Here is a 20,215-nt window from a genome sequence, read left to right as displayed (position 1 = left end):
CCTCGGGCTAATATTTAAGTTATTGAACTTGCTTAGATTTAAAGCGAAGCAGTCTTAATGCATTCAATGTAACTAGCGCAGTTGCGCCACTATCAGCCAATACCGCTACCCACAACCCTGTGATACCTAACAAACTAGTCACCAAGAACACGCCTTTCAGACCAAGCGCTAATGCGACGTTCTGATGAATGTTGTTTAAAGTAGCTCGTGAAAGTTCGATCATTACCGGAAGTTCGACCAAGCGGTTGTGGGTGAGCGCTGCGTCTGCGGTTTCTAACGCAACGTCAGTACCACCGCCCATTGCAATACCAATACTCGAGGCCTTCATCGCTGGAGCATCGTTGATACCATCACCGACCATTGCAACGGTGTGGCGACCAGAGAGCTGCTCGACATAATGGACTTTATCTGCAGGCAGCAAACTTGCTTTGTAATCCAGACCTATTTGATCCGCAATAGACTCGGCACTTCGAGGATTGTCACCCGTTAGCATGATGGAAGAGATACCCAGTTTCTTCAGCGCTGCGACGGCTTGCTCCGCATCTTCGCGTAATGTATCTTGCCAAGCAATCACACCCAACACATCATGATCATAACGTGCAATAACGACGGTTTTACCCTGTTCTTCCAGTTTGGCCACTCGCTGCTCGATCTCCTGCGATAATGGAAAATCCGCCTTTGAAGGTGAGATCACTTGCACCAGTTTGCCCCCTACCATACCGGTAACACCAGAGCCCACCTGTGCGGTTTTGTCTGTTGCTTCAGGGATAGTAATACCTTGCTCTTGCGCTTTGTTTACAAGCGCAACCGCCAATGGGTGACTAGAACCGATTTCAATTGCAGCCGTGAGACTTAATAGATGATCTTCACTCACACCCAATGCGACGACATCCGTGACTTGTGGTTTACCTTGTGTCAACGTTCCGGTTTTATCGAATGCTACCGACTCAACTCGACCAAGTAATTCGAGTGCAGCCCCGCCTTTGATCAATGCGCCACGCTTTGCGGCAGCCGCCAAACCAGAGGTGATCGCCGCTGGCGTTGAGATCACCAAAGCACATGGACATGCAATCAATAACAATGCTAATCCTCGATATACCCAGGTTTCCCATGGCTGCGCAAACAGCAAAGGAGGAGTGATGATGACGAGCAGTGATACCAGCATCATTAAAGGCGTATACCAGCGGCTAAATTTGTCTAAAAAACGTTCAAGAGGTGCTTTACGCGATTCCGCTTCTTCAATCAGATGTAAGATACGATCAATGGCATTTTCGCCGTGGCGTGAAGTGACTTGAACTTGAACCACTTTGTCAACGACCACTGCGCCAGCCATGATTTTACCGCCGGCACCATGTTCAACAGGAACCGATTCTCCGGTTAGCGCACTTTCATCAAAACTTGCAGCAAGAGTCAGCAGTAGGCCATCAGCAGGCATACGACCACCGGGGGCCACTTCAATCACGTCACCGGGTTGAAGTTGTGAGGCTGGCACTTCTTTGCGCTGTCCTCCAACCACCAGCGTGGTGTTTTCTGGCACCAGATCCATCAGAGCCTGTACACCACTTCGAGCGCGAGAGGATGCGTACGCTTCTAACTTTTCACCAATAAGGAAAAGCAATAACACCATCGCCGCTTCTGCGGTTTCACCAAGATACAGCGCACCAAGTGCAGCAACACTCATTAACGTCTCAATGGTAAACGGGGTTCCGCTACGAGCCAGTTTAACCGCCTTCAGCGCAACGGGATACAAACCAAGTAAACAGGTCAACGTAAAGATCCATGTACTTAACTGCGGTTCAAAATCTGAAATAATGCCTGCAAATGCCATTGCACCTGCTATAGAGAGAATCTGAATATTGTCTTTAATGATGCCAAACCAACCTTTATTTTCCATTTTTTGTTTAGGGGCATCAGTCGAACTCAGTGGAAAACCAGTTTGTAGGGCAGTCTGTTCTATCGCCGATGCAAGAGCATGATTGTCAAAATCAACAACCAGCTTTTCCGTAGCAAATAGTACTTTGACATGGACGACGCCTTCGACAGAAGCGACCGCTTTTTCAAGTTTTCGTGCGCACGATGGGCAGTCCATACCAGAGACTAGCCAACTATTGCGAACTGACGATTTGACGGGTTCGGCAGAGCCTTCTTCATCAGCGGGATCGGTACTGCAACTGCCGCCACCGCTGCAACAAGAATCCCCAGAGGCAGTCACGCTTGCTTGAGAAATTGTCAACGTAGGTTTTGCAGGTGAGCAGCAAGAGTCAGCTGCACTAATTGGCACCGCTGTTTTGATTTTGCCTGATTGGCAACCTTGATGTTTAGTACACATAGTTCGCTTTCCTTATTAGTAATAACACTTTACCTACAGATAAGGATAAACCTTAGAGTTAGGTCTAAGGTCAAGCATCAATTACATGAATATAGCAAACTAATTATCGTTTTTTTCTTCAACCGCCGCTGCAATTTCTTCAATCAACATCGCATCATGGGAACAGAATGGAGAAGTAATTACGCAGGTCATCGCCGGATCATCTTCCACCAACTCTTCGCCAAAATTCTGCATCAAATCTTTAATGTGCTTGTTCAACACAACCAAAGCCAAAACACCGAATATAACGGTACCCACAGCTTGTCCATAAAGCACGCCAAGTGCGCCATACCACTGTGCGCCGAAGTAAACAAAAGGCAGCGTGCCAAGCGTTGCTTTCCCCAAATTCAATGCGGTTGAGTACAACGGCCGACCCAAATTGTTAAACGAGGTATTCGCCACAAATAAGGTTCCGTTGAAAACAAAACTAATCGCTACGTAAGTACAGAAAGCGGCGACGATGATCGCTGCATCACCAGTAAGGCTGAACATCGTAACAATGTAATCTTGCAACAGATAAAGCAAGAGACATACCGCCAGAGTGTACACCGTTGTGACAAACAACGAATCGGTGAGCGTTTTCTTAACCCTATCTATGCGGTCTGCACCAAAATTCTGACCAATGATGGGCCCAACGGCACCTGACAACGCAAAAATTACAGCAAAACAGACGGGGGTTAGACGACCTATCACCGCAAATCCTGCAACAAAGCCTTCACCAAATTGAGCGATGTAGGTGGTTACTATCGCGTTGCCAATCGGTGTGGCGGTGTTAGTGATAATGGCAGGGATAGCGATCGCCAAGATAGTTTTGAGGTGACTTCTAACAAAATTAAAACGAGGAAAAGCAACCAATTGATGCACTTTCACCAAAGGGTAGAAGGAAACGGCGAATACGGTAAAGCGTGCAATCACCGACGCAGCAGCAGCACCTTCGACGTTCCATTTAAAAACAAAGATAAATAACGGATCAAGAATCGCATTGATGATGCCACCCGATAACGTCGCCCACATGGATCGCTTTGCATCGCCAGCAGCACGAAGTCCCGCACCCGCAGACATACCGAGTGCGAGTATTGGTGCGCTTGGCAAAAGAATGTGGAGGTAAGCTTGTGCACGCTCAGCAGTCACTCCCTTTGCACCGATAGCGGCTAATAACTCTGGAATGTGAATAAACATGCCAATGGTGATGACCACGCTGATCATAAAAGCGGTCAGCATGATACTACCGCTCATTAACCTCGCACGGTCAAGATCTCTCGCACCAATGGCTTTAGAAACGAGTGCCCCCATCGCAATAGAAGTGCCAATAGAGGCTGAGGTAGAGAAAAAAATTAACGTTCCAGCAAAACCAACCGCAGCAGCAAGTTCCACTTGTCCTAGCATACTGATGAACAGCATATCGAGTAAATCAACAACAAACAGTGCCATCAACCCCACCGAGCCAGCGCCGGACATCACCAAGATATGGCGCATGGTAGAGCCTTGAACAAACTTGGCATCTTGTGTGGACATATCCTTCCTTTACGACAAAAAGACGCCGAGGCGCCTTTCTATCTTATCTCTACATTGTTTTGCTTCTAAACGGGATGTTGGAAGCATTCATCTAGCGACTTTCCGATGGCCCTCAACACATCACGTCGAGTGATCATGCCAACAAGCTTCTCTGTATCATCCACCACTGGATACATTTTAGGTTTCCCCACCTTCATCATATCGGCCAACTCAATGATCGACATTTCTGGAGAGACGGACAACACATCTTTGTGCATGCATTCTTGAACCGTATGCGTATCCTGACAGTGGTAACTGGTTTTAATCAGTTCATCCAAAAGATCCTGCTCTGAGAGGAATCCAATGACTTTTTCATGCTCGTCGATAACAGGACCACCAAGAGTAACACTTTGCATCACCTTATTAAGCGCCGCCGTAAGCGACATACCTGCGGTGAAGGACACTGCTTGTAACGTCATGTAATCTTTTACTTTTAGTGAGTGCATTCTTAATCTCCTTATCGGCACGTTATTGCTGCCTTAAGATAAGTGTCGTCTAATTTCTTGATTTTACTAAATGGAAATTAGCAATTTTATTTATAGGCTTAGTCTATTGTTCTTTATCTGAATTGATACATAAGACGGAGCAATTAATACACCGCTGAATATTTATATAATGTAAAAGGCAAACCAAGTTAGGGGGGAAATCGAAGAGTGTATAAAGCTTGAGCGCAAGTCGAGTCAGAGCTGCATCAGAATAAAAATGCGCACCATAAACAATTAGCTATGCAGAATGAAATAAAAAAGCCAGTCTCAAATTAGGCTGGCTTTAGACGTCTTAACAGGCGATTAAATTATGCGTTTTGCATCGCTTCTACGATATCACGAGCAACCGCTTCGGCCACTTTAATACCATCGATACCTGCAGATAGAATACCACCGGCGTAACCTGCACCTTCACCTGCTGGGAAGAATCCTTTTACGTTCACGCTTTGGAAATCCTTACCACGTTTGATACAAACTGGAGATGACGTACGTGTCTCCACGCCAGTTAGGAGACCATCTTCAGACGCAAATCCTTTGATCTTACGATCGAATGCTGGAATGGCTTCACGAATAGCTTCGATTGCAAACGCAGGTAGTGCTTTTGAGAGATCAGTCAACTTGATACCCGGAGTGAATGACGGTTCGACATCACCTAGTGCACTTGGATCGCGACCTTTTAGGAAATCACCGATTTTCTGTGCTGGTGCGTCGTAGTTCTCACCACCAAGTTTGTAAGCTCCTGATTCGAGTTCACGCTGAAAACGGATACCAGCTAGCGGATCACCTGGGTAATCCACTTCTGGTGAGATACCAACAACGATTGCACTGTTTGCGTTGCGCTCTGCACGTGAGTATTGGCTCATACCGTTCGTTACCACACGACCTTCTTCAGAGGTTGCCGCAACTACTGTACCACCCGGACACATACAGAAACTGTAAACCGTACGGCCGTTCTTACAATGGTGAACCAGTTTGTAGTCTGCAGCTCCAAGAATAGGGTGCCCCGCATTTTTACCAAAACGTGCTTCATCGATCATCGCTTGTTTGTGCTCGATACGAAAGCCCACCGAAAACGGTTTTGCTTCCATGTAAACACCGCGATCGTACAACATTTCAAACGTATCACGTGCACTGTGACCAACCGCTAACACAACGTGACGAGATTTAATCACCTCACCGTTTGATAATGCCACACCAGTGATTTGACCATCTTCCATATGCAGATCATCTACACGCGTACTAAAACGGATTTCACCACCTAGTTCGATGATTTTCGCACGCATCTTCTCGATCATCGTAACCAGTTTAAAGGTACCGATATGTGGCTTACTTACGTATAGGATTTCTTCTGGCGCGCCTGCTGCCACAAACTCTGTGATCACTTTACGACCGTAGAAGTTTGGATCTTTTACTTGGCTGTATAGTTTACCGTCCGAGAACGTACCAGCACCGCCTTCACCAAACTGTACGTTTGATTCAGGGTTTAGTGTGCGCTTGCGCCAGAAGCCGAACGTGTCTTTTGTACGTTCACGTACTTCTTTACCACGTTCAACAATGATTGGGTTGAAGCCCATTTGCGCGAGAACCAAACCCGCAAACAGACCACAGGGACCAAAACCAATCACCACTGGGCGCTCTGTTAGGTTCTCAGGTGCTTTCGCCACGAACTTGTATTCCATATCTGGCGTTTGACGAACGTGTGGATCTTTTTCGAACTTAGCTAACAGTGTAGATTCATCACCTTCAATGATGATGTCTAGCGTGTAAATAAGATGAATATTGGTTTTCTTACGAGCATCATAGCCGCGTCTAAAGACGTTAAAAGAGATAACTTTCTCAGCATCAATGCCAAGTTTGTTAGTAATCGCGTCGAGTAGCGCGCCTTCTTCATGATCCAGAGGAAGTTTAATTTCATTAATACGAATCATACTGATGTCTCGTTGTTGTCGGTGTCTTAGCCAACCCCCATTTCCCTCGTTAAATTTGAGGAACGTAATAGTGGTCAGCTCACAATGGCGCGCATTTTACGAGAAATTGGTTTGTCTGTCATACTAAATCCAAGTGGAGAGTCGGATTTAACATAGTGAATGTTGAATTTTGCCTTGGGATGAGTATCATCCCCATTCTTCAATTTTGACTAACTTAAGAGCGGATTATCATGGCGTTTGTCGTAACCGATAACTGTATCCAATGTAAGTACACTGACTGTGTCGCGGTATGCCCTGCAGATGCCTTCCACGAAGGTCCAAACTTTATGGTAATCAACCCGATTGAATGTATCGACTGTGGCTTATGTGTTGACGAGTGTGCAGCAGCGGCAATCTTCCAAGAAGATGAACTGCCGGACGGTCAAGAAATCTATAAAGAGCTGAACGCTGAGCTCGCAGAAATCTGGCCGGTACAAACGGAAGTGAAGCCTGCGATGGATGACGCGGAAAAGTGGAACGGTGTACCAAACAAGTTGGACATGCTAGAAAAGTAAGCGCATTAAAGCGAAAAAAGCGTAATGACCGAAATCGTTACGCTTTTTTTGTATCTGGTTCGTTAACTCAATTAGCTGTGTTGACGACGCATGTTGTCTAAAATGATACCCGTTGCCATAGCGACGTTCAGTGACTCGGCACCACCAAACGCCGGAATGGTAATTTTGTCCGTCACGTACTTAGATGCGGCTTCACGTACACCGTGAGACTCACTGCCCATCAACAAAATACCTTCTGCTGAGAATTCCGTCTTATGCACGCTGTCGCCTTCAAGGAAAGCGCCATACACTGGCAAGTTTGCGTCTTCTAAGTAGTTTGGTAAGTCCACAAGGCTCACTTGTACGCGGCCGAAACTGCCCATGGTCGCGCTGATGGTTTTCGGATTATAAGGGTCCGCACAATCTGTGCTCGCAATAATATGCTTAATGCCATACCAATCTGCTACGCGAATGATCGTACCTAAGTTGCCCGGATCAGAGACACCATCCAGTGCAATCATCAAACCTTTCGCCGGAGGTATTTTTACATTTGGAATTTCCACCACAGCGATTGCCGAATTGTTACTCACTAGTGTACTTGCTTTAGTAAGATCATCTAGCGATGCTTCGATGCAATCAAAACCATTTAGCTCTTGACGATGTTGTTCAAGAAACTCTGCCGTCGCAAAGATATGCTTTACGTTTAGTGCACTGTTTGCTAATTCCAGCACGTTTTTTTCACCTTGAACCAGAAATAAGCTGTGCGCTTTACGCTGCTTCTTTTGACCCAAAGCACGAAGCAGTTTTAGTTGGTTTTTTGAAATCATGAAATATCCCAGGAGAAAATGGTATGTACTTGAGAGCCAAATTATAGAATAAAGTAAAATGAACCAAAAGAGACGTCGAAAACGAAAAAAGCCTCGCTGTATAAGCGAGGCTTTTAAAGGTGATGCTTGCAACAACATATATTGCAGGCTTCATAAAGGGTGGGACCCCAGCCACATCCCGGCACACAAGTCACACGCTGCGGCTGCTTCCTTCCGGACCTGACCGAGTTCACGAGCTATTGTTGCGAGAGGACCAGAGCCCCATAATTCTGTTTTGAGAGCTGGTCTCAAATGATGTGAGGATTATTCAGTATCACCTCTCAGATTGCAAGAGCTAATGTGATGAATTTACTTTTTTCACACCCGTTTGAACAAAACTCGAACAATTCAAGGTGTTAAGCTTGTGCTGCTAACTCATGTGATAGTGAATAATCGCGTGATGCTTGTTTACTGAAATACATATCTTCGTCGGCTAAATGTAGCGCTTGCTCCAAACTGACAACCCGGCTGCGTTTTTCGGAGACCCCAACAGAGATAGTCACTTGGCTAAGCTCACCAAACTGTGCATATTCTAAATTAAGCAAGCTAAGCTCGTGTATAACTCTCGCCAACTGCTCCTTAGGGGGATAACCGATAAGAATAAATTCATCTCCCCCTATACGGTAAGCGCGCCCTTCCCACACTCGACGTATTTTTAACGACAACAATTTTAGAACCTCATCGCCAGCTCGGTGACCATGAGTATCGTTAATTTGCTTGAATTTGTTGATATCTAAATAAAGAATCGTTAAATCCTTTTGGACACCTTTACGATACGTCACTTGCAGCGAGCGACGGTTTCTAAGGCCTGTTAGGTTATCGGTATTAGACTGCCTATATAGGTACAATGAGACCCCCATCGCCACGATAAGCAGCAAGAAAAACAGAAATCGAGTTTGTGTTGCTAAGCGAACCTCATACTCTAACGCGGTACGCCAATCCGGTCTAAGGTCATAGGTTGCAACGATTTTTCCCAAATCCAACATCGAAATCGCCAGACTGAAAAATGGTGTAAGTAGCTCTCCACGCTCATTTTTCGCAAGACCAATTGAAAGCTGAGATTGGTAAAACTCTCCAATCGCGTTGTCTTTCTCAATGGGAATCAGCTCACTCTGGCGCAAAAAGTGATTCAACATCGCGGTATCCATGGCGATATAATCAACCTCGTGGGCAAGCAATGCCTCTACAAGGTCCTCTTGGGTTTGATAGCGTATCAGATCTTTAAGTGGTAGCCTTTGCGTCAGCATTATATCGAAGAAGTCATCTTTAACGACTCCAATACGTTCAGAAATAAGCTGTGAGACATCAGAGTAAACGTTGGTCTTATAACCAAGGCGTTTCACCATCACTGATGTTGGCCAATAGTGTGGTTGTGGGAAATGACTAAACTCACGTCGTTCTCGACTGATAATCAAAGGTGCCAATATATCAAACTCACCTTGAATGAACTGTTGATACATGGTTCCCCAGCTCTCATTCGGCTGACTAACAACCTCACAGTTCAATGCCAAAATACGACAACTTTGCAGGACCGCATCTGCCGTCAACCCCTTTACCGAACCATCATCTTGATAGATGACATAAGGAAAAAGAGACTCAAATTTAATTCGAATAGGTTGGTTTAAGTCGATTGGAAGCTGTTTTATTGACTTTCTCAGTGCTGCTTGGCGCAACTCAAATTGGTATAGGGCAATTTGTTCACGTAATAACTTTTGCACCTCTTCGCTATGAATAAAACGAGCAAATTTATCGAGTTCTTCTAGGTAGGTGCCCCTTTTGCTAACGATAGAGACAGGCTTAATCGAAATATAATCATTAAGCATTTTGGCAGCGAACCCTTCAATCAACATAGGTTTAAGTTGATTGATGGCATCAACAACGCCATCTACGCGCCCAGATCGGAGTAATTCCACCGCTTCTTCATGGCCCTGGTAGGGCACTTGTCGTAACTCTGGGTAATTTTGCTTGATCAGCTCCGCATAAATAGTGCCTTGGGGCACCCCAACGATCGCAACTTCATCTAACGTGGCATCGTGCAAAGCGTAAAGGTAAGTATATTCGATATTGGTCGGACGCGAGTAACTAAAGTGCTGTGCTCGAGCTTCGGTATAAGTAATATTGGCGGCGAAGTCACTCTCTCCGTGAGCAACAGAATCAAGAGCAGCACCGAAACTAGAATAATTAACATACTGAATCGACACATTAAACTTTGCAGCTATTGCATCAAACAGTACCCGAGTGACGACATCATCTGCTTTTGTCGCCACTTGATAATGAGAAGGATTAACGGGCTCGGATTTAAGACTCAAGCTCAATAAACAACAAGCCAAAAACAGCAACCTTTGAACAACTTTTACCATGACCAACGTTTCTAATAATTAACTATTTATCATATAGTTAGGTTTAAATTCTTATTTTTATAAACGCAAAAATTATGAAAGCAAAAACATATAACACTTTGCCAATGATTTCATAAACATATCAACAGTTTGTCGTACGGGTCACTATTTAATTAAAGCAATACCCTCGTTCTATAACTCCGTTTGCTCATCATTACTGCGTAAAATGTAGTCAGTCATCCACGCCGTACCAAGTAAACACATCCAAACAACAAAGACAGAGTTCGGCACTTCAATGTTTGGGCTCACCACCAACACCGCAAAGCCCACTGTTGGTAAAGTCCAACAAAGTAGTTTACCCCAACGCATAGAGTTTTTGATCTTAGTCAGAGCTTCCATCGAGGCCAGAATGCCCGTGATACTAAGAGCAACAAGTACTGCATAAGGTAAATCAGCAAGCCATAACGGCAATAATAACAATAGCGCCCACCAGCTGTGTTTTTCCGAAGGCTTCCAGTGCCTTGCCGACCACCACATCACGATCACGGCGAGCGTTTGTACGACAGTAAGCCATGCCGAACCGCCGAGCTTGTCAGACTGTTGTGTCACCATAATGCCAACTTGTAACGTGACAACAATCAAGCCCGCTGTAAGCAGCACGCCTAAAGAACTACGACGAGAGAACACCACCATAAGCAGAGGAAAAAGAACAAGCACACCAACGGACAACGCGATTGGCTGCATGGACAAAGTAACACCATAAACCGTCATCGCACCTAACAGAACGAGACCAGCAAGACCACCTTGCGGCAACATCCATAAGGCAGGGATCATCAAAGCAATAAAAGGAATATCGCCTTCACTTAAACTGATTGCACGAGTGCATACCACAGCAAGTAAAGTCGTAATGAGAAATTGAAGTGTCGAAAAAATCATAGCGCCTCCTAGCTTCCCCAACGGAGTTGGTTACTCAACGGCATATCAAAATGGGATAAAGGTCGTTGAGTGAATCTTGGTTCAAGCTAAGCTTGAATTCCTTGTTTGTATTTTAAACTTACTCTTTGGAATCAAGACACTGCTCAAAAAAGAGATAGCAACGGACACTAAGAAACGAAGAGCAGCAAATGATGTTAAGGAGCAAGAACGAATAGCGAAATACAAGTCTTGTATATTACCATTCCTTGGCAAACAACAGCGGACACTATAAGTATGGACCAATTTTTAATCCAAATCTTTGCTGTAATTCACCAAATTCCAAAAGGAAATGTTTCAACTTACGGTGATATAGCAAAAATGGCTGGTTATCCCGGCTATGCAAGACATGTCGGAAAAGCGCTTGGGAATTTACCTGAAGGCAGTAAACTTCCTTGGTTTCGTGTAATTAACAGTCAAGGAAAAATATCATTGAAAGGTCGAGATCTCGATAGACAGAAAGAAAAACTGGAATCAGAAGGGATTGAGGTGTCTGAAATTGGAAGAGTGTCACTGAAAAAATACAAATGGCAGCCATAAGCTGCCATTAATGAGTCTTTAATGCAAAAATTAGCGTGTACCCACCAGACGGATGTTAGCTTGATGAGTTTGCTCTGCATCCGTAATCACTGGAATGCTCGTGTCGTTAATGAAGCGAAGTTTGCCGTCTACTTCAATACGAGCACGTAGGCTGTAACGGTGATTTGGTTTGATATCATTGCTGTCATAGCTTAGTTCAAAAGCAAATGGGACTTGTTTTCCTTCTGTCTCGAACGTTTGTTTTGCAAGAACTTTTGCCGGTGCATCCGCAAGAGATACGTCTTCAAGCGCGACGGTCACCACCGCGTGTGGAGGTAATGCAATACGCTCACGGTAAGCCACTGTACCTGTAATGATCTTCATAGATGCCTCGGCTGATTCCGTTAGTGTTGTTTGAGAAGATTGGCAACCCACTAGTGCAGCACCGAATAGTAAAGAAGTAACAAGTAGTAGTGTTTTTTTCATACATGCCTCTGCGTGTGTATCAATTCGCGCTAAGTATAAAGGGAGATTATTACACTGTCTGCGTTTAATTCTGTCATTTGACAATAGTTTAACTAAGTTAGAAATTATCAAATAATTGATTTTGTTTCATAATTGAAGCAACAACAAAAATAACGGTGAGGAGACATCATGAGTAAACCACTACGAGAATTGCTTAGCCTACTGCAACTCGAAAAGCTAGAAGAAGGCTTGTTCCGCGGCCAAAGCGAGAACTTAGGTTTACCTCAGGTTTACGGCGGTCAGGTAATTGGACAAGCGCTATCAGCGGCACGTTACACCGTCGACGAGGCTCGTACCGTGCATTCATTCCACAGTTACTTCCTATATCCTGGCGATCCAGAAAAACCCATCATTTATGATGTAGAAAATCTGCGCGATGGCCGTAGTTTCAGTACACGCCGTGTTAAAGCGATTCAAAATGGTCGTCCGATCTTCTACCTCACCGCGTCTTATCATGGCGAAGCTCCTGGCTTTGATCACCAAAACACCATGCCAAATATCCCCGGACCAGAGCACTTCCCTTCAGAAACAGAACTCGCGAGCCACATTGCTGAGTTTCTACCTGAAAAATTACGAAAAACCGTCTGCGGTGAAAAGCCGATCGAAACGCGCCCTGTCAATATCATAAACCCTCTAAACCCTAAAAAAGCAGAAGCGAAGCAATATCTATGGATCCGCGCAAATGGAGAAATGCCAGAGAATCAACTTATCCATCAGTACTTATTAGGTTATGCTTCTGACTGGGGGTTCTTGGTCACGGCACTTTTCCCACACGAAGTGTCTTTAATGACGCCAAATTTACAGGTTGCGACCATCGACCATTCTATCTGGTTCCACCGCCCGTTTAAGATGGATGAATGGTTGTTGTACGCGATTGAAAGTCCAACCGCAAGCAACACTCGAGGATTAGTGCGTGGCGAGATATACAACCAACAAGGTCACCTAGTGGCAACTGCTGTTCAAGAAGGCGTCATGCGTTTTACTAAGTAACCTTAACTCAAGTCAGTGTTAATCTTTAGTTCTGTGGAACAAAAGGAGTGCTCAAACACTCCTTTTTATCATTCTAAACTGCTAATCCCTACTCGTTATATGCCACTAATCGGCAATTCCGTCTTATACTTAATCGGTTCCATTGCAAAGGTCGAGGTGACGTTCGATAATCCTTTCACGCTGTTTACTAAGCGCTTGTAAAATTCATCAAAACGCTTCATGTCTTTTACCAATACCTTCATCATATAATCGTACTCCCCAGCCATACGATAAAACTCCATCACTTCTGGAAAGTCACTCACTGTGGTCACAAAATGATGATACCAAGCTTCGGAGTGGTCGCTGGTTTTTAGTTGTACAAAAGCGATAAAAGAGAGATCAAGTTTCTCTGCGCTCAAAAGTGCCACTCGCTTTTCAATATATCCTTCATCTTCAAGCTTTTTGAGCCGCTTCCAGCATGGTGTGCTCGTCAGGCTGACTCGCTCTGCCAAGTCATTCAATGACAACGTGCCATCGCTTTGCAGTAAAGAAAGCAACTGCCTATCAATTCTATCTAAACTCATTTCTACAAAAGCCTCAATAAAGAGAAATTTTTTCTATCCATGGTGATTATACAAACAATAATAGCAAAGTTTTTCTCTTTATTAATAGGTAGATTATCCCTACAGATAAAAACAAAAACCCTACAAATTTTCGAGGAGACACGTTATGTGTACTGACCACAACTGGATCAACAATGCCGTTCGAAAAATTGAAGCAGACTTCCAACGCTCTGCGGATACTCACCTATTCAAACTTGACCTACCCTTTCTAGATGGTATCGACATTTACTTGAAAGATGAAAGTACGCACCCAACAGGCTCACTGAAGCATCGTTTAGCTCGTTCGCTATTCCTATATGCAATATGCAACGGCTGGGTCGGTCCAGAAACGACGGTTATTGAAGCATCGTCAGGCAGTACAGCGGTCTCTGAAGCCTACTTCGCCCGTCTGCTAGGCTTGCCATTTATTGCTGTGATGCCAAAGACCACTGCGCGCAAGAAAATTGAACAAATCGAATTCTACGGCGGTAAAGCACATCTTGTTGACCGTTCAGACCAGATTTATGATGAATCTCGCCGCCTAGCGGAAGAACTAAACGGTCACTACATGGACCAATTTACCTATGCAGAGCGTGCAACAGACTGGCGCGGCAACAACAACATCGCCAACTCTATCTTCAGCCAAATGAAGCTAGAAGATCATCCTATCCCAAGCTGGGTAGTAATGAGTCCTGGTACTGGTGGCACATCAGCAACCATCGGACGCTTTATTCGTTACCAAAAATACGACACTAAACTATGCGTGGTTGACCCGGAGAATTCAGTATTCTTTGACTACTTCCAATCAGGCAATACGGACATCCGAGGCGAAAACGGCAGTAAGATCGAAGGCATTGGCCGACCACGCGTTGAGCCAAGCTTCATTGCTGGTGTTGTTGACGAAATGCGCAAAATCCCAGATGCAGCAAGCGTGGCAACCGCACATTGGCTATCAGGCTTAATAGGCCGAAAAGTGGGTGCATCAACCGGTACCAACCTATACGGTGTATTACAATTAGCTTGCGAGATGAAACAACGTGGTGAGAATGGTTCGATAGTGACACTACTTTGTGATTCTGGTGAACGTTATCTAGATACTTACTACAATATGGAGTGGGTAAAAGAGCACATCGGTGATATTCAACCTTACCTAGCGCAGCTTGAAATCATCCAAGCAAAAGGCTGTGTTGAGCCAGCATGTTGCGGCCCAATCACTGAGTAAGAATCATATTGCCAATAGAAAAAAAGCCCGCTGAGTCAGCGGGCTGTTTTATATCGGCTTAACGTACTCGCCAATTACTTCTTCTGGCGAGCTTCAAAAGCAGCCATCTGTTCTGGTGTCGCTTTTGGCTGGTGGTTTTGTTTCCACTCGTCGTAGGTCATCCCGTAAACACGCTCGCGAGCGTCATCGATATTGATGTCAGCACCTAACGCCTCTGCCTCTGCTTTGTACCATTTACTGAAACAGTTACGACAGAAACCCGCAAGGATCATAAGATCGATATTTTGCACATCTTTGTTTGCATCTAAATGAGCCAGAAGACGACGGAACGTCGCTGCATCTAACTTGTCTTGCTCTTCTTGGCTTAGATTTTTATATTTAAACTCGGCCACTTTACTTTCCTTTTTATTTATATTGTAAAAAACATCAACATGTTGGGTTGAGTGAGAATGAATTGGTTTCGCAGCACTACAGCGATTTGCAGAGCCTGATCACCGTCATTCTAAGTTTATGCTTCTTTTCTATTTTCCTTCACCATATGTAAGTGCACATCTTGTTGAGGAAAAGGAATCGAAATACCTTCACGATCAAAACGCAATTTCACTTCTTTGGTCACATCCCAATACACATCCCAGTAGTCATCTGTTTTTACCCATGGGCGAACAATGAAGTCGACAGAAGACGTATTCAAGGTATGCACTTTAATCATTGGCTCAGGAGTACGTAGCACTGCAGGGTGAGAGGTCACAATGTCGGCCAGTACAGATTCTGCTTTGAGTAAATCATCGGCGTAACCAATACCAAAAACCATGTCGACACGGCGAATACGCTCATGGGTAACGTTCTTTATCACATCTCCCCATATCTTGCTGTTTGGCACAATAATAATCTGGTTATCAAAGGTACGAATGGTGGTATTGACTAAACTCATGTGACTCACTTTACCGTCTACGCCCCCAGCGTACACAAAATCACCCACATCGAATGGGCGATAAATCAACAGCATCATACCTGCTGCAAAATTAGATAGAGTATCTTGCAGCGCAAAACCAATGATCACACCAGCAATACCGAAACCGGTAAGAATTGGGGCTAAATTTAAGCCAATCTGCGACAACCCGACCATGATACCGATGAGCCATACTGCTTTACCGGACATCGAAATAAAAAAGTCCTGCATTAATTGGGAAAGTTTCAGGTTCTGCGAAGCAACGGCTTTACTCACAACCTTACGCGTAAGTTTAGCTAGTGAGCGAGCAATGACTAAGATCAGCGCAAAGACAAACAACTGAAAAAGATGTTGCGGTGCGTTATCTACAAACCAGTCGCCTGCAGAACTAGTCCAATGACTAAGAATCGATAACAGCACTTTTACATTGAGCAAATCATGGGTGACGCTACCCGTGACTTCAAGTACCTGGCGTTTGTATTCTGATGTTTCTAAACCGACTTTGTCTCCAATGGAAAGTAGTGAACGCAAACTGTCCGTAGCGATATCCAACCTTTGCTTAATGATCAGCTGGCTTAGTTGCAAGGTCGCTTTTTCAGATTCTGGGCTAGATGAAATTTGCGCGCCTATAAACTGTTTTTGCTGATTCAAATATTCAACCGATGCCGACAATAACCGCATTCGGTTATCCACGCTGTCTTTAAACAACGTTTCAGCACGCTCGTCTGGTACACCAAGTTGCGCAAGCCATGCTAGATTCTGCCAACGGGCATCAAAACTTACATCCAAATAATGCTGTAATTCACGATAAGTATTAATCAAAGGAAGCTTATCTTGATCTTTCGCTGTATTGATCTCTTCATTGAGCGCGTGAACTTTATCAGCCAAGTAAGCAAAAGTCCCTTTCGCGTATTTTTCTTGAGTTTTAACTAACTCAATCAATTTGTCGTTCGGAATAGACTGATTATTGATTGCACTTGCTAGACGCTTTCTGAGCTCTTCATTTTTTTGAAACAGCTGAAGTTGCAACGCATCTCGTTCATCGCCACTGGCTTGTTTTAAGCTCACTGATAAATCACGGATGTCTTGATTGATATTATCAATAGACGTTTCTGCGGCCGAAATTTCCTTCACTTCACTACTTTCTGTCGCATTAACAAGAAAGGATCCCATTAACAAGAATAACGCAGAAAGCAGAACGAATACTGCGTTTAAGCGAAAGCGCACTTCAAAAGGAAATCGAAACGTCATGTTTACCTCGCAAGAGACGATATTGGATAAGAGCGACTAAAAACTACAGTATAATACTTTGAAATCAAACACCTTAAGCTTACTACACTAAGTAAGAGGCTGGGCATAATTTAGTAAGTGCCCGTCAATTTTACACCAATATTCCTGTTAGTTTTTAGTTGTGACATTTTAAGACGATTCCCATATGTAACTGATAGAAAATCATTTTTATATTCTTGCTCTCCCATGACAAATACTCGAAGTATGTTGAGCACAAATTGAAAGTGGTGGATTCATACAGTAACTCGTTTAATGCGAGTTATAAAAGATGAGCTATGATTTAAGCGTAGTAATATCGATTGAAATAACGATTAAGGAGAATTTATGGGTATTCTATCTTGGATCATTCTTGGTCTGATTGCTGGTGCTCTCGCAAAGTGGTTGATGCCTGGTAACGATGGTGGGGGTTGGATTGCCACTATGGTACTTGGTATTGCGGGGGCTTTTGTTGGCGGCTTTCTTGGCAGTTTCTTCGGATTAGGCGGTGCAGATGGTATTAATATCGGCAGCATCATTACCGCCACTGTAGGCGCTTTTGTGCTTTTGTTTGTATACCACCGTTTTATAAGAGGGTGACGCTCGACATAGCACCTTCATGGTTGCAAGAAAAATTATGCTGTTAAAATAAAAAAGCCTTGCACTCAATAGTGAAAGGCTTTTTTATTCAATTATTGTCGGTTTGGGTGATTTAAGATGTGGTCTTCCCAGTTCACCACTTCAATTTCATACACCACTTTATTTCGCACGCTTTCACCTGCAGCATGCATTGCTGATTTAGACCCCGTAATAAGCGGATGCCACTCTGGTAGTGGCTGATCCTCTGCAAGTAGACGATATGCACAGGTATGTGGTAGCCAAGTGAAATCATCGATATCTTCACGTGTCAACTTGGTGCACTCTTCACCTGAAGTAAAACGGTTCGGATAATCTTTACACGAGCACGTTTTGCTGTTCAACCAGCTACACGCCACGTTGGTGTAGTAAATTTCATCCGTATCTTCATCCATCAGCTTATGTAGACAGCATTTACCGCAACCGTCACAGAGAGATTCCCATTCCTCTTCTGTCATGTGTTCTAACGATTTGCTTTGCCAAAATGGTGTGTTCATTACGCTTACTACTTATTACGAATTGGGATAGGATGCGTTTTATACCCCTCTGGCAATAAAAGTTCAAGTTTACCGAACGAACGGTTTCTCATTTAGGCTAGTGAATTTCCATCCTCCCCTTCCAATCTGACTGAAAATGTCCATAATTGCCCCCTGATTTTTATGAGGGCGTTAAGATGGATTGTCGATTGGGTTGTGGAGCGTGCTGTATCGCACCAAGTATCTCTTCCCCTATTCCTGGCATGCCAAAGGGCAAAGCAGCAGGAGAACGTTGTATTCAATTGAATGAAGACAACCTATGTAAGCTTTTTGGCAAACCTGAGCGCCCTAAAGTTTGCCATGACTTTAAGCCGTGTCCTGTCGTGTGTGGTAATACCAATCAAGACGCGATCAAAAATATTACGGAACTAGAACAACTGACTTAATCACCAACCAAGTCTCCCTAATTGAACCATCGCCTTTATGTCACGTACTTTCCTAGCGTTCATTTAATTCGATCACTGAACATTCCGTTTCAAAGTTGAGACATCTTTATCTTTAGCTGCCTGTTAGGCCAATTTTTCAGATGCCGCTCACAGTTACTGACTAGTGTCTACTATGTTCTACGAGTAATTTAAATCCGAAATAGGAAACAACATGAATAAGTATATGGCAGAGTTATTTGGCACGTTTTGGTTAGTGCTTGGTGGCTGTGGTAGTGCAGTTTTAGCCGCAGGCTACCCTGAGCTAGGCATTGGGTTTGTCGGTGTTGCACTGGCATTTGGCTTGACTGTTCTTACCATGGCGTTCGCGATTGGCCATATTTCAGGTTGCCACTTAAACCCCGCGATAACTGTCAGTTTGTGGGCGGGTGGTCGTTTTGAGACTAAAGACGTTGTGCCATACATCATTGCACAGGTAATTGGTGGTGTGATCGCTGGTGGCATACTCTATATCATCGCTACGGGCCAAGCAGGCTTTGACATTGTCAGTTCCGGCTTTGCAGCAAATGGTTATGGCGAACACTCTCCAGGTCAATACTCTCTTATGGCTGCGCTCGTCACTGAAGTTGTGATGACCATGATGTTTCTAATCGTGATCATGGGCGCAACAGACAAACGTGCCCCTCAAGGTTTTGCGCCTATCGCTATTGGCCTATGTTTGACGCTGATCCACCTAATCAGTATCCCTGTAACAAACACTTCTGTAAATCCAGCTCGCAGTACTGGTGTAGCGGTATTTTTTGGTGACTGGGCGGTATCTCAACTATGGCTATTCTGGGTCGCACCTATTGTCGGTGGTATTCTGGGCGCACTTATCTACAAAAATATTCTGGGCACTGAGTCAAACGACTGATTCGCTCTCGATTTATAAAAAAGCCGCTGAGTTCAGCGGCTTTTTATTTATTAAATCTTGTGTCGACCCAGTAACGAATGGGACAAGGTCGTTCCGTCAACAAGCTCAAGCTCACCACCCACTGGGACACCATGCGCGATTCGACTTGCATCCACTTGGTGTTCTTTACACAGTTCAGCGATGTAATGTGCTGTTGCTTCCCCTTCAACCGTTGGGTTGGTGGCAAGAATCACCTCAGAGATATCACCTCGGCGCAGACGATAGTCCAACACATCAAGACCGATATCACTTGGACCAATACCATCGAGCGGTGATAAATGCCCCATCAGTACAAAGTATCGACCCGAGTATTGGCCAGTGGCTTCTACTGCAGCGATGTCTGCCGGGCTTTCTACTACACAAAGCTGACCGTTTTCCTGGCGCTTGGGATTGGTACAAATGTGGCAAATATCTTCTTCAGTGAACGTTCGGCACTCGGTGCAATGACCGATTTCTGTCATTGACTGACTTAGCGCATCTGCGAGCTGCAGACCGCCTTTTCTATCACGCTGTAACAAATGAAAGGCCATACGCTGCGCCGACTTGGGGCCAACCCCAGGTAGACAACGTAAGGCCTCCATCAATTGCTCCAGCATATGGCTGGTACGCAT

20 protein-coding genes and 1 other RNA gene are annotated in these 20,215 nt (G+C 44.5%); 7 read left to right on the top strand and 14 right to left on the bottom strand.

From position 1 onward, the window contains the following. Positions 1–19: 19 nt before the first annotated feature. The 4 genes from ACVA54_RS03990 to ACVA54_RS03975 all read right to left on the bottom strand — a co-directional run bounded on the left by ACVA54_RS03990 (position 20) and on the right by ACVA54_RS03975 (position 6,335). Positions 20–2,329 carry a zinc/cadmium/mercury/lead-transporting ATPase gene (locus ACVA54_RS03990; RefSeq protein ID WP_446649416.1) on the bottom strand — a complete coding sequence of 770 codons (2,310 nt, stop codon included), beginning with the start codon at positions 2,327–2,329 and terminating at the stop codon, positions 20–22. 99 nt (positions 2,330–2,428) lie between these two features. Continuing rightward, positions 2,429–3,883 (bottom strand): MATE family efflux transporter, encoded by a 1,455-nt coding sequence (locus ACVA54_RS03985; protein ID WP_099078561.1) that lies wholly within the window; start codon positions 3,881–3,883, stop codon positions 2,429–2,431. 65 nt (positions 3,884–3,948) lie between these two features. After that, on the bottom strand, positions 3,949–4,368 hold the full coding sequence (locus tag ACVA54_RS03980) for a CBS domain-containing protein (RefSeq protein WP_099078560.1): 420 nt from the start codon (positions 4,366–4,368) through the stop codon (positions 3,949–3,951). 347 nt (positions 4,369–4,715) lie between these two features. Beyond that, positions 4,716–6,335 carry an NAD(P)/FAD-dependent oxidoreductase gene (locus ACVA54_RS03975; RefSeq protein ID WP_099078559.1) on the bottom strand — a complete coding sequence of 540 codons (1,620 nt, stop codon included), beginning with the start codon at positions 6,333–6,335 and terminating at the stop codon, positions 4,716–4,718. Between the two features lie 230 nt (positions 6,336–6,565). Between ACVA54_RS03975 and fdxA the strand changes: the two genes are divergently transcribed. After that, positions 6,566–6,889: a ferredoxin FdxA gene (gene fdxA / locus ACVA54_RS03970; protein ID WP_099078558.1), complete on the top strand. Its 324-nt coding sequence runs from the start codon at positions 6,566–6,568 to the stop codon at positions 6,887–6,889. Positions 6,890–6,960: 71 nt separating this feature from the next. Here the strand turns inward: fdxA and ACVA54_RS03965 are convergent, their stop codons facing one another. The 4 genes from ACVA54_RS03965 to ACVA54_RS03950 form a co-directional block, all read right to left on the bottom strand. Next, entirely contained in the window at positions 6,961–7,695 is a 735-nt protein-coding gene (locus ACVA54_RS03965; protein ID WP_099078557.1) for an RNA methyltransferase, read from the bottom strand. A 162-nt stretch (positions 7,696–7,857) separates the two neighbouring features. Further along, positions 7,858–7,954, bottom strand: an RNA gene (ffs, locus tag ACVA54_RS03960) — signal recognition particle sRNA small type. Between the two features lie 136 nt (positions 7,955–8,090). Then, a complete protein-coding gene (locus ACVA54_RS03955; protein ID WP_119463420.1) occupies positions 8,091–10,094 on the bottom strand; it encodes a GGDEF domain-containing protein in 2,004 nt (667 codons plus the stop codon). A 171-nt stretch (positions 10,095–10,265) separates the two neighbouring features. Next, positions 10,266–11,009, bottom strand: coding sequence for a hypothetical protein (locus tag ACVA54_RS03950; RefSeq protein ID WP_099078555.1), 744 nt, complete (start codon positions 11,007–11,009; stop codon positions 10,266–10,268). A gap of 273 nt (positions 11,010–11,282) precedes the next feature. Between ACVA54_RS03950 and ACVA54_RS03945 the strand changes: the two genes are divergently transcribed. Further along, positions 11,283–11,585: a DNA base-flipping protein gene (locus tag ACVA54_RS03945; protein ID WP_099078553.1), complete on the top strand. Its 303-nt coding sequence runs from the start codon at positions 11,283–11,285 to the stop codon at positions 11,583–11,585. 30 nt (positions 11,586–11,615) lie between these two features. Here the strand turns inward: ACVA54_RS03945 and ACVA54_RS03940 are convergent, their stop codons facing one another. Beyond that, positions 11,616–12,050 (bottom strand): YbaY family lipoprotein, encoded by a 435-nt coding sequence (locus tag ACVA54_RS03940; RefSeq protein ID WP_099078552.1) that lies wholly within the window; start codon positions 12,048–12,050, stop codon positions 11,616–11,618. 168 nt (positions 12,051–12,218) lie between these two features. Here ACVA54_RS03940 and tesB point away from each other — a divergent pair, with 168 nt between their 5' ends. Continuing rightward, positions 12,219–13,079 carry an acyl-CoA thioesterase II gene (gene tesB, locus ACVA54_RS03935; protein WP_099078551.1) on the top strand — a complete coding sequence of 287 codons (861 nt, stop codon included), beginning with the start codon at positions 12,219–12,221 and terminating at the stop codon, positions 13,077–13,079. A 95-nt stretch (positions 13,080–13,174) separates the two neighbouring features. Here tesB and ACVA54_RS03930 read toward each other — a convergent pair whose 3' ends face one another. Continuing rightward, positions 13,175–13,642 carry an Lrp/AsnC family transcriptional regulator gene (locus ACVA54_RS03930; RefSeq protein ID WP_099078550.1) on the bottom strand — a complete coding sequence of 156 codons (468 nt, stop codon included), beginning with the start codon at positions 13,640–13,642 and terminating at the stop codon, positions 13,175–13,177. A 145-nt stretch (positions 13,643–13,787) separates the two neighbouring features. Here ACVA54_RS03930 and ACVA54_RS03925 point away from each other — a divergent pair, with 145 nt between their 5' ends. Next, positions 13,788–14,882, top strand: a complete 1,095-nt coding sequence (locus ACVA54_RS03925; protein WP_446579828.1) for a PLP-dependent cysteine synthase family protein — start codon at positions 13,788–13,790, stop codon at positions 14,880–14,882. Positions 14,883–14,956: 74 nt separating this feature from the next. On the opposite strand, the gene ACVA54_RS03920 is transcribed toward ACVA54_RS03925, so the two are convergent. Beyond that, on the bottom strand, positions 14,957–15,274 hold the full coding sequence (locus ACVA54_RS03920; protein WP_099078548.1) for a DUF1244 domain-containing protein: 318 nt from the start codon (positions 15,272–15,274) through the stop codon (positions 14,957–14,959). A gap of 116 nt (positions 15,275–15,390) precedes the next feature. Continuing rightward, on the bottom strand, positions 15,391–17,082 hold the full coding sequence (locus ACVA54_RS03915; protein ID WP_446617023.1) for a mechanosensitive ion channel domain-containing protein: 1,692 nt from the start codon (positions 17,080–17,082) through the stop codon (positions 15,391–15,393). A 363-nt stretch (positions 17,083–17,445) separates the two neighbouring features. Here ACVA54_RS03915 and ACVA54_RS03910 point away from each other — a divergent pair, with 363 nt between their 5' ends. Continuing rightward, positions 17,446–17,697, top strand: a complete 252-nt coding sequence (locus ACVA54_RS03910; protein WP_099078546.1) for a GlsB/YeaQ/YmgE family stress response membrane protein — start codon at positions 17,446–17,448, stop codon at positions 17,695–17,697. A gap of 92 nt (positions 17,698–17,789) precedes the next feature. On the opposite strand, the gene ACVA54_RS03905 is transcribed toward ACVA54_RS03910, so the two are convergent. Continuing rightward, complete coding sequence (locus ACVA54_RS03905; protein ID WP_119463423.1) at positions 17,790–18,230, bottom strand: YcgN family cysteine cluster protein; 441 nt, start codon at positions 18,228–18,230, stop codon at positions 17,790–17,792. Positions 18,231–18,406: 176 nt separating this feature from the next. On the opposite strand from ACVA54_RS03905, the gene ACVA54_RS03900 reads away from it, so the two are divergent. Both ACVA54_RS03900 and aqpZ read left to right on the top strand, forming a co-directional pair. After that, positions 18,407–18,655, top strand: coding sequence for a YkgJ family cysteine cluster protein (locus ACVA54_RS03900; protein ID WP_099078544.1), 249 nt, complete (start codon positions 18,407–18,409; stop codon positions 18,653–18,655). A gap of 211 nt (positions 18,656–18,866) precedes the next feature. Continuing rightward, complete coding sequence (gene aqpZ, locus ACVA54_RS03895; RefSeq protein ID WP_099078543.1) at positions 18,867–19,565, top strand: aquaporin Z; 699 nt, start codon at positions 18,867–18,869, stop codon at positions 19,563–19,565. Between the two features lie 50 nt (positions 19,566–19,615). Here aqpZ and recR read toward each other — a convergent pair whose 3' ends face one another. Then, entirely contained in the window at positions 19,616–20,215 is a 600-nt protein-coding gene (recR, locus tag ACVA54_RS03890; protein ID WP_099078542.1) for a recombination mediator RecR, read from the bottom strand.

This window comes from Vibrio sp. PNB23_22_6 (genome assembly GCF_052877535.1).
This window is presented reverse-complemented; position numbering and strand designations above follow the sequence as displayed.

Coding starts and splice junctions, on each gene's coding strand:
- ACVA54_RS03990 (WP_446649416.1), bottom strand. CDS start 2,329: ATGTGTACTAAACATCAAGGTTGCCAATCAGGCAAAATCAAAACAGCG.
- ACVA54_RS03985 (WP_099078561.1), bottom strand. CDS start 3,883: ATGTCCACACAAGATGCCAAGTTTGTTCAAGGCTCTACCATGCGCCAT.
- ACVA54_RS03980 (WP_099078560.1), bottom strand. CDS start 4,368: ATGCACTCACTAAAAGTAAAAGATTACATGACGTTACAAGCAGTGTCC.
- ACVA54_RS03975 (WP_099078559.1), bottom strand. CDS start 6,335: ATGATTCGTATTAATGAAATTAAACTTCCTCTGGATCATGAAGAAGGC.
- fdxA (WP_099078558.1), top strand. CDS start 6,566: ATGGCGTTTGTCGTAACCGATAACTGTATCCAATGTAAGTACACTGAC.
- ACVA54_RS03965 (WP_099078557.1), bottom strand. CDS start 7,695: ATGATTTCAAAAAACCAACTAAAACTGCTTCGTGCTTTGGGTCAAAAG.
- ACVA54_RS03955 (WP_119463420.1), bottom strand. CDS start 10,094: ATGGTAAAAGTTGTTCAAAGGTTGCTGTTTTTGGCTTGTTGTTTATTG.
- ACVA54_RS03950 (WP_099078555.1), bottom strand. CDS start 11,009: ATGATTTTTTCGACACTTCAATTTCTCATTACGACTTTACTTGCTGTG.
- ACVA54_RS03945 (WP_099078553.1), top strand. CDS start 11,283: ATGGACCAATTTTTAATCCAAATCTTTGCTGTAATTCACCAAATTCCA.
- ACVA54_RS03940 (WP_099078552.1), bottom strand. CDS start 12,050: ATGAAAAAAACACTACTACTTGTTACTTCTTTACTATTCGGTGCTGCA.
- tesB (WP_099078551.1), top strand. CDS start 12,219: ATGAGTAAACCACTACGAGAATTGCTTAGCCTACTGCAACTCGAAAAG.
- ACVA54_RS03930 (WP_099078550.1), bottom strand. CDS start 13,642: ATGAGTTTAGATAGAATTGATAGGCAGTTGCTTTCTTTACTGCAAAGC.
- ACVA54_RS03925 (WP_446579828.1), top strand. CDS start 13,788: ATGTGTACTGACCACAACTGGATCAACAATGCCGTTCGAAAAATTGAA.
- ACVA54_RS03915 (WP_446617023.1), bottom strand. CDS start 17,082: ATGACGTTTCGATTTCCTTTTGAAGTGCGCTTTCGCTTAAACGCAGTA.
- ACVA54_RS03910 (WP_099078546.1), top strand. CDS start 17,446: ATGGGTATTCTATCTTGGATCATTCTTGGTCTGATTGCTGGTGCTCTC.
- ACVA54_RS03905 (WP_119463423.1), bottom strand. CDS start 18,230: ATGAACACACCATTTTGGCAAAGCAAATCGTTAGAACACATGACAGAA.
- ACVA54_RS03900 (WP_099078544.1), top strand. CDS start 18,407: ATGGATTGTCGATTGGGTTGTGGAGCGTGCTGTATCGCACCAAGTATC.
- aqpZ (WP_099078543.1), top strand. CDS start 18,867: ATGAATAAGTATATGGCAGAGTTATTTGGCACGTTTTGGTTAGTGCTT.
- recR (WP_099078542.1), bottom strand. CDS start 20,215: ATGCGTACCAGCCATATGCTGGAGCAATTGATGGAGGCCTTACGTTGT.